The 9,476-nt window shown below is 35.1% G+C and carries 5 protein-coding genes; 3 read left to right on the forward strand and 2 right to left on the reverse strand.

Annotated elements, in window-relative coordinates; all coding sequences use genetic code 11:
* Positions 1-222 precede the first annotated feature (222 nt).
* Complete coding sequence (locus F6K18_RS35325) at positions 223-651, reverse strand: Uma2 family endonuclease (RefSeq protein ID WP_287527945.1); 429 nt, start codon at positions 649-651, stop codon at positions 223-225.
* Between the two features lie 1,764 nt (positions 652-2,415).
* Between F6K18_RS35325 and F6K18_RS35330 the strand changes: the two genes are divergently transcribed.
* Positions 2,416-3,153, forward strand: coding sequence for a phycocyanobilin:ferredoxin oxidoreductase (locus tag F6K18_RS35330; RefSeq protein ID WP_287277084.1), 738 nt, complete (start codon positions 2,416-2,418; stop codon positions 3,151-3,153).
* A gap of 1,544 nt (positions 3,154-4,697) precedes the next feature.
* The gene (locus F6K18_RS35340; protein WP_287277085.1) at positions 4,698-4,835 is read left to right on the forward strand and encodes a hypothetical protein; all 138 of its coding nucleotides are present in this window, start codon (positions 4,698-4,700) and stop codon (positions 4,833-4,835) included.
* Between the two features lie 350 nt (positions 4,836-5,185).
* On the opposite strand, the gene F6K18_RS35345 is transcribed toward F6K18_RS35340, so the two are convergent.
* On the reverse strand, positions 5,186-6,172 hold the full coding sequence (locus tag F6K18_RS35345; protein WP_287527941.1) for a hypothetical protein: 987 nt from the start codon (positions 6,170-6,172) through the stop codon (positions 5,186-5,188).
* A gap of 1,032 nt (positions 6,173-7,204) precedes the next feature.
* Here F6K18_RS35345 and F6K18_RS35350 point away from each other — a divergent pair.
* The gene (locus F6K18_RS35350) at positions 7,205-9,235 is read left to right on the forward strand and encodes a DNA polymerase III subunit gamma/tau (RefSeq protein WP_287527943.1); all 2,031 of its coding nucleotides are present in this window, start codon (positions 7,205-7,207) and stop codon (positions 9,233-9,235) included.
* Positions 9,236-9,476 lie beyond the last annotated feature (241 nt).

Raw genomic sequence — 9,476 nt, forward strand, 5'->3', positions numbered from 1 at the left:
CGCTTCAACTCCTCGACTTCCCCAGATTGTTGCGCTACCACAACAGGTTTAATTTCCCCTACTACTGGTTTCACCATCCCCACAGTTAACCCACAGATACTAATAATTGTTGCTCCCCACACTAGAGCATTTCTAACTATTGCTTTCATAAAATTAACTCTTAAAATTGGTTTTACTCAATGATATATCCGTAGAACCAAACAGTTATGCAATTTATTATATTTATCCAATCAAAACCTCATCATAAATATCAGTCATTGTTAAAGTTAACCCCACTGAATTTAACTTTAAATAATCTTCTTTACCTAAAATTTCCCCAGACCAACAACCAACTTCTAATCGACGATAAATTGCTACCTTAATTTCTGTTTGTTCGACCAATACATACTCTTGCAAACTTCCTAAACTTTGGTAATTTAAACGTTTTTCTCGTCTGTCTAAATCTTGAGTAGAAGGGGAAAGTACCTCCACAATTAAACAAGGATAACTTTTGTAATATTTTTCTGTATCTTGTGGGTCAAAAGTTACCATGACATCCGGATAATAAAAAATGTCAGAACCGTTTTCAGCAAGGGCAATTTTAACTTTCATATCTGCAATAAAAGTTTTACATCCACTTCCGCGTAAATGTGTTAATAAACTAGCGTAGATATTACCGAATAATTAAGGTTTAAAGCCTCTCCTTTCAAGGAGAAACAAGCGGTCGTTAGCGTAGCTTCCCGTAGGGTGGGATGGCGTTTGCTACCGCAAAGCTTTCCGTTCCGGAATGCTACCGCAAACGCTAACAGCGGAGCGGGTCTGTAAGAACGGGTCTCCTGCTCTTAACAGAGCCGCTCCGCTAACGCCATATCCAATCGACCAAGAGAGAAAAACTTTTCCTTTGAGTCAATTTATGTGCAGATTTTATTGAACAGTTTCAATCCCCAAAACAAAAACAACGCCTCAGTCTTACTCACTCAGTGACTTCCTTCTATTTCTGGATTATTTCTGGAGTTGCACTAAGTCATGAAATAAATCTTAGTTACATTGCTCCCCTTTTACCATTTAAGGAAGTATTAGTTTTCTATTTTGGCGTTGTTTTTGATTATTTAAGGAGACAGATTTTCGTAGATTTAACAGCGTTGTAACCTCCTGAGTTCCTGAAATTATTTCCTCTGTTTTAATGAATTTGAAATGAAGTTTAACTCAAATCTCAACTTGAGCAATCTTTACTTCCTTACTGTTACAACTTGAGGAACAATCAGCCTCTGCCAAAGAAGTTGCTGTTGTTGAATCACACAGATAACTAGAGTTAACAGTATTTTTTTCCTCCTTATTTTTAATGTCAACTACTTAACTAACAATTAAGGTTGACAACAACCTGTTTCTCGGTCAAAACCTTAACACTCAGTATTAAGTTATAACTCTTTGATCGAAGAAGATGAGGTTGTGAATGTTTGAAGCTTTGCTGCTTCAATTACTAATCTAACACTGTTACTAATAATTACAAGACAATTTAATAAAACTTTACTTTATTTTTTTAAGTCAATTTTTTCAGACAATAACACCCACCTAATACTCACTTTATTACTTCCTTTTTTCCTCTTTAGGTCTTGGATGCACAGCTTTAAATTCACTGTACTAATCCCAAATTTTTAGGAAGTATTCGCTTTCTAGATGGGTGTTATTCCGACTTTGTATTGAGATTAACTTAAAATTTAACAGCTTTTTTTTACCTCCTTGGCTGAGTAATTTCCTCTACATTATTCAATATTAAATAGAGTTAGAATTTTCAAAAGTTTTAATTCATTGCTCCCCTACAAATATTTGAGGAAATATCAACCACCGTTGGTTGCTGTTGGAGTCTAAACGAACAGATGATGAGCAGGTTAAACAGTTTTTTGTTACCTCCTAAGTTATTATTTCAACTTTTGACATCTGCTAAAGAAGCCTTTTTGCTTCTTCATATTTCTAATTTAGCACTATTAATTAACTATGCAAGTTAATTTAACGAAACTTCACTTAATAGCTTTTCAATACCTTTGAGATTGTAAATATAGGTTAAATTTTAGTCATATTTACTATATAATTAAAATCTAAGTAAAACTCTGATTAGGAGATAATTTAGTATTTAGGAAAGTGACAATCAATCATATTAAGAATTGAAAAATTAATAACTTTGAACACCGTTATATGCTAAATAGCAGTCGCAGTATTCGCAAAACAAGAAAATACTTCCCAAGTTCACTATCAACTTTCACCTCACTTTCTATTTACAATAATTTCTCCTTTCAATTTCTGATTTTTATTGAGACAATGAGGTAGAATTGTGGGATTCTAATGAATATACAAACTACTAAACTACTAATTAAGTAAGTATCTAAAATCTAAAAAAGCTAATATAGTAAAATTACACCTAACTGGCCTATAACTAGAATGTTAAAAACATCAATTCCATCACTACGAGAACAACAGCACCCCTTAATATGCCAACTAGCAGATACCATAGAAGCAATTTGGCAACGTTACCTGGACTTACGGCCATATTACCTACCCGCAGAACTAGGGTATGTAGAAGGCCGTCTCGAAGGAGAAAAACTAACAATAGAAAACAAATGTTATCAAACCTCCCAGTTCCGCAAGCTACATCTGGAACTGGCCAAAGTAGGTCAAAGCTTAGATATATTACACTGCGTAATGTTTCCTAGAACAAGTTATGCCCTACCTATATTTGGCACAGATTTAGTGGGAGCAAGAGGTCAAATAAGTGCAGCAGTAGTCGATCTATCACCCCTCAATCAAGAAAGGAAACTGCCACAAGTCTATAATTACCAACTTAAAAACTTACCAATAAAAGAATTTTCTTATCCTCGCCAACTTCCTAAATGGGGCGAAATATTTTCAGAATTTTGTCTATTCATACGACCTAGTGATTTAGACGAAGAACAAAAATTTCTATCTATAGTGGAATCTTACCTAGAAATACATTGCCAACAAGCGATCGCCCAAAAACCTGTTACCTCAGAACAACAACTTGAGATTCTTAAAGCTCAACGCCATTACTCTAGTCAGCAGAGACAAAACGACAAAACTCGCCGAGTCTTGGAAAAAGCTTTTGGGCCTGAATGGACAGATTATTATTTGACAACTGTATTATTTGATAGTCCTGATTAATGATTACAAAAGAAATTGCGAATAATTTTTTTTGATTTGTTATATCATGTCCGCTTAATTAGTGAGAATAAAGTTCTTGTTGGTAGGTGTAAATTCAAGAGGGAACACTGGAAACGGAGCAGAAGTTTGGGATATTTCTTCCAGATTTAGAGGATAACATTTTTACTATATTTAATCATCCGGACATGGTATTTAATATATATTAAAGATTGTAGAGACCTTCGATTAAACATCTCTACAACTCAACAAATTCGAGAGTCAGTAGGTAATCTAAATTGTATAGTAATTTCAAATAAGAATGAAACACTTTTTCGGCTGAAAGTATTTCCAGACGAGGAAACCTTACCGGGTTCTGACCATTTGCGTCTGTTGCCGACGCGGGGTGACACCCCTGTTCTCTATTCCCTGCTATAAATGCGACGCAAAATGTGCAAATGTATTGAGAATTTCACCCCAATTTTTTAGGCAGAAACTGTCCATCAAATCATAGAAATTTTTAGAATTAATAGGATTAGGAGAATGAGTACATTACTACCCTAAGAGTTTATATGGCGAGCAAAAGTAAAGGGTAGCGATCGCTCATGCTTTAATAATTAAACCTAAGTTAGTATTGCAGTAGATGAACCCACGGTTGCTTTAGATAGTAAATCTGGTATAAATATAGTTGAAATTATGATAGTTTAAATTCTGCAAAATTTAGCTAGTAAAAAAAAGAAATATAATTTTCTTTTTACTCACAATTATCGCATTTTATCAAAATAATTGGGTCGCGCAACCCCGCCTTTTAAGACGAAATATTTTTGGAGCGAAGCTCAAATCCCCCGTTACAAAAATAACTTCTGATTTCTGAGTTGTGACTTCTGACTTCGTTATATCATGTCCGCTGGGGCGCGTTTGTGTAAACCCAAAGGTGAATATCTACAGGAAATTTAAGTTTTTTTCTTGCTCTTAAGTATTCCTGACTGTTCCCTGTTCCCTGTTCCCTATTCCCTACCCTTGCTATACAATACCGATGCTACCGGACATGATATTAAATGTTGCTAACCTGATAGTTAAAATTGAAGATTTTTACCTGTTAAGCTAGGCATATTTAAACACAATAAAATCAAACTAATCAATTTCCACTCATTAACATTTCGCTACACTACATGGTTCCTGAAGTCTGCTTTTCTTCTTCCTTGTTCCTTCTTCCTGACTTTAATTATTTCCGAATTTGAGTATTTTTAGCATTATTTTTAATTGGGTAGTGCAGAGCGCAAAGTGTGGGATAAGTAATTAGTTAGGTCGTTCCAACTCTAAGGAGTGATACTGCGCTCTGCAATGCTCCGCGAACGCGTTCCTCAGCTGTTTGTGCAGCAGTATTTTCTTCGCGACTATGAACCCAAATCCAATTGAAGTAGGCGATACGGCGCTCCGCCACGCTCCGCGAACGCTAACCTAACCATTATCTCTGTTTGTGCCCAGACCTTACCAAATTTATTCTGGGGTGCGATGCCACCTACCTATCTGCTGTGTCTGGTCTTTACACTTGATGTGCTTTACTTTTGGAGGCAAAACTCGCTCATACCCACCCTAATCATCAGTATGCCACTGCCAGTCAGTTAGTTTTCCCTTCTGTGTTGGTGATTAATTCTGTATCGGAACTGGTCAGTGTGTTTGCCCACATGAGTGGCCAAAATTAATCCACGTTCTGGATGCTTGAGTCATCCCAATCCAACAATCACATGGGCGTTGCACAGTGACGAATGATTTTATATTTTTGATGAACAGGATTTTGGATTTGATAATTGCTATAATGACTAATTAATGGTTTTTTTTAGTTAAAGTCTAAACTAATTTTTGGTAATATCATTCCATAATGTGCAACCCCATCACATGAGTGTCAATTCATTCATCTGACAGTGTTTTTGTGTCTTGAGTCCGTCTTACATTCTGGGTAGACACCACCAATTAGCACTCGCTTTTTTTTGGACAAATGACCAAAATTCGTCACTACTGACTTGTGAGGTTTCTATATGCGCGTACATGGGCATTATGAATCATTTCCACACTTTCTTGATACACTACCTTTAATTGCACCTTTTGTTTTCCTTTTTGCAGATACCTGCATTCTTGCTCCTTTAGTATTTTTTACATTATTTTTAATTGCACCTTTTATTTTGCCTTTTGTAGATACCTGCATTCTTGCTCCTTTAGTAGTATTTCTTTTACTTACAGTTGATCTGAATCGAGGTGGAGGTGGAGGTGGAGGCGGAGGTGGACTAACATTCCTTGCTGCTGGTCGGTTAGTACGAAATAGAACTCCATCATTAGATTGCTCTAGTACCAACATCGGTGTTGGTTTTGCTTTTTGATCCCAATCAATATGTACAATTCGACCTTGAATAGTAGGAGTCCAATTATCATGATCGTCACTAGGACTAAGGTAGGTTTCTAAACAATCAATAATTTGATTAATAGTTTGAGAAGTTGCCTGAGTTGGTAATTTTGTCAGTTTGATTGACACCCGAAATAACACTCTTTTTTTCAGATCTTTGCCTGGTTCCCCAGTATCATATTCTACATCAAACATAGAATCAATTTGTCGCCCACTTGGGTTTCCTTTTTCTCCTGCTGCTAATGGAGTAGGACGCAATACAATACTAATTTGTTGTTTAACTTTTACCTTAATTTGATTGACAATAGCAAAGTGAAAAACTTCCTCTACCATCCGCATTCTTAAGTAGTCTAAGTTAAACTCTCGCGAATGGATTAGGTCAGGATTTTTTTCCATTTTTGAGATAGTTGCTACAGCCAATTTATATTTTTTACGCAGGTCTTTATTTCTAAATCCTTCCATATTTAGTTTTTTATTAAATTGCTTCATTTTTACTTGGTGGAATATACCCATAATAATCACTAATAGTAATAGTAGTCCAGATGCAGCCATCCAAATATATTCTGATTTTTGCAAAGTTAGTTGTGGTGCTGATGAAGCTTGGGTTAACCTTGGTTCCACAATAGTAATTGGTGTTAACATAGGTTTTAAATAAAATTTGACAATTAATTTACAGAAATTTCAAGTTAAAATCAGGGAGTTAATATTTTCAGGATAAATACCTGATGGTTATAGTTGGTAGAAAATAGTTGAGGTTATTGATTGGCTAAAAAACTATAAACAGGTTAAAAATTACTACAATTACAGGTATAGTAAGCATCTTGATAATTTGAATTTTAAATAAATTACAGAACATAAACTATAAATTTGTCTTATTTTTATCTGTTTTTAGGCTGCCTTAAATTCTGATAATATCTCATGGTTATCCACTAGCTTTTGACTGATTTTATCCACAAAGTCTCATATAAAATCTAGAGTTTTTTTGTTTGATTTTCTGTAAAGTGTAAGCATTTCCTGCGGAATGCTGTGCAAATAGCTATTAGCTGTATGCTCTCAGCAACAAGGATCTCTCCTTAAGGACAGTGTTGAAATTAATATAGACTTTAAGGGCAAGGGATATAACTTTTGTAGTAAGACAATTAATAAAGCTTTGATCGTAAACTCAAAGCAATAGCTGATAGCTAATAGCTGACTGCTGAATGCTTATTGTCAAGTAAATATTGATTGTCTAAGTAATCAAAAATAAATCCTAAACCAGCTAGCCAATTTTCCAGCCTCATAGAAATTGATAGGCAATTCTAAATTAAGTTAGAACTTTTTCAAGATTACTCAAAAAATCAAGGCTATTCAAAAAATTTTTCTAAAAGTTAACTCATCAGTTAGGAATCATGTTAGAAATTAGACATACATTTAATTTATGCACAAAAATTAAGTAAGATATTTAAAATCTTTGAACTACTACTCTATAATAGTAATAGTAAATATTATACTTTATATAAATTAGGGAAAATACATAAATTGTTAAAACCTTTGTAAAGGAATAAATTTTCATAGACAATATAACTAAAATATCATCAAATTTTTCAGCAGAAATACTGAAAAAAAACAAGAAATTAGTATTGCTGATTACTTTAATCAAACTAGAATATACGAAATCATTCTTATTTCTGAATTGTGGCCTACAAACCCCTCCATCACAAATATCGTCCTCAGACTTTTGCTGACTTAGTGGGTCAGGAAGCGATCGCCCAAACCCTCACAAATGCTATCCATACCGAACGAATAGCTCCAGCATATCTATTCACAGGACCGAGAGGTACAGGGAAAACTTCCAGCGCCAGAATTTTTGCCAAATCTCTCAACTGTCTCTCCCATGACCATCCTACCCCCAGTCCTTGTGGTACTTGTGATGTTTGTATAGGTATTACAAAAGGGTCAACTCTGGACGTAATAGAAATTGATGCAGCTAGCAATACTGGTGTGGACAACATTCGGGAATTGATTGAAAGATCCCAGTTTGCACCCGTTCAATGTCGTTATAAGGTATATGTGGTCGATGAAGTCCATATGTTATCTGTGTCAGCTTTTAATGCTCTACTCAAAACTTTAGAAGAGCCACCAAACCGAGTGGTCTTTATTCTGGCAACTACAGACCCTCAGAGAGTTTTACCGACTATTATCTCCCGTTGTCAAAGGTTTGACTTTCGCAGAATTCCTCTAGAAGCGATGGTCGGACACTTGCAAAAAATTGCTACGGAAGAAAAAATTGAAATTACCACTGAAGCTGTCCAAATGATAGCTCAAATTGCTCAAGGTGGACTGCGAGATGCAGAAAGTTTGTTAGACCAGTTGAGTTTATTGGCAGGTGAGATTACAGTTGAACGAGTATGGGACTTGGTAGGGGCGGTGCCAGAGCGAGATTTAATGTTACTTTTAGAAGCGATCGCCTCTGATAATTCTACGGAAGTTTTGGAATGTACTCGTCAAATAATGGATCGGGGTCGAGAACCGATTATTATATTACAAAATTTAGCAGGATTTTACCGAGATTTATTAATAGCAAAAACAGCACCGACAAATGCAAATTTGGTGGCTTTGACAAAACCTACTTGGGAACAACTTTGTCAAGTTTCTCAAACATGGGATATTAGTACTATTTTAGCCGGTCAAAAGCATTTACAAACTTCTGAAGTACAAATTAAAAATACTACTCAACCTCGTTTATGGTTGGAGGTCACTTTGTTGGGATTATTGCCTGCTGCATTGGCAAGTTCGAGGGTAATAGTCGAACAGTTACCTCAAATACAAACAAGTCAAAATATTTCGGTTCAAAGTACTTCTAAAAGTTCTAGTCAACCACAAGTAAAGTCACCTATTTATTCACCTCCAAAACAGAAAATATCGGAGGTAAAAGAAATTCCGACTGCATCAAAAAATGAGGAAAATTTAGTTCGTTCGGAAGCTGTTAATGTTAATCCTGAAGAAGTTGATTTACAAGAAATTTGGCAAAGGGTACTTGCTGAAGTTAAATTAAGTACCCAACAGTTACTACTTCAACCTCAGCCTCAAGTTATATTATTAGGATTTAACAATCAAGTAGCTCGTATTGGTGTTAGTTCTGATAAATGGCAGAAAATGGTAATGTCTAAAGTTGCTAATATTGAAGCTGGGTTTGAGAAGGTTTTTAAGACTGCGGTAAAAGTTAAAGTAGAAGTAACAAATACCAAGGGAAAAAATCAAAGTGTTAGTGAAAATATTTATCCCAATAATAGTAAAAGAGAAAGAAACATAACTAACCATGAAAAACATCAAGAAACCTCTAACTCTGATGATGAAGTTATAGAAGATGAACCAGAAACAATCCAAACATCTAATACAATAAAATCGGACAGAGAAAACAGAACTATGCCAGATATTTCTTTGTTTCAACCACAGTTGGATAATGTAGCGAAACAGGAAAAATCTCCTGAAAAAGAAAGACAAACTGTAGCAGTTGCCACTCGCCGAATAGCTGATTTTTTTCAGGGAGAAATAGTAGATATAGAGTTAATTAAATCAGCAGATAAAACTGATTTATCTGCTGCATCAGAGTCTTCTCAGTTATCGGTTAACTCTCAGATTTTTGAGTCTGAAGATAGTAATATTGGCATAGATGAGCCAGAAAAAAATGAAGACCTTGAACTTGATGATGATATTATATTTTAACTAGCTGGTAGCTTATACCGTAAATCCCACATTTTGCACTACAAAATGTAGCATGCGAAAGTTAGAAAACTTGAGTAAGTATTGATATAGCAATGTGCGCTGGCATATTTACAACCGACATTCCGCAGGTCTAGCTTGTAGTGTCAGGTATTTATTGCTCAGATTTTTACATGATAGGCATTACGAGCAAGGTTTAAGTATAAATACATACTACATTAACTATTGACTATAATTCTTAATA

It is taken from the genome of Okeania sp. SIO2C2, from assembly GCF_010692625.1.
Lineage (GTDB): Bacteria > Cyanobacteriota > Cyanobacteriia > Cyanobacteriales > Microcoleaceae > Okeania > Okeania hirsuta.

Bases quoted from the DNA above. Each gene is read 5' to 3' on its own strand.
- F6K18_RS35345 (WP_287527941.1), bottom strand. From the start codon at position 6,172: ATGTTAACACCAATTACTATTGTGGAACCAAGGTTAACCCAAGCTTCA.
- F6K18_RS35330 (WP_287277084.1), top strand. From the start codon at position 2,416: ATGTTAAAAACATCAATTCCATCACTACGAGAACAACAGCACCCCTTA.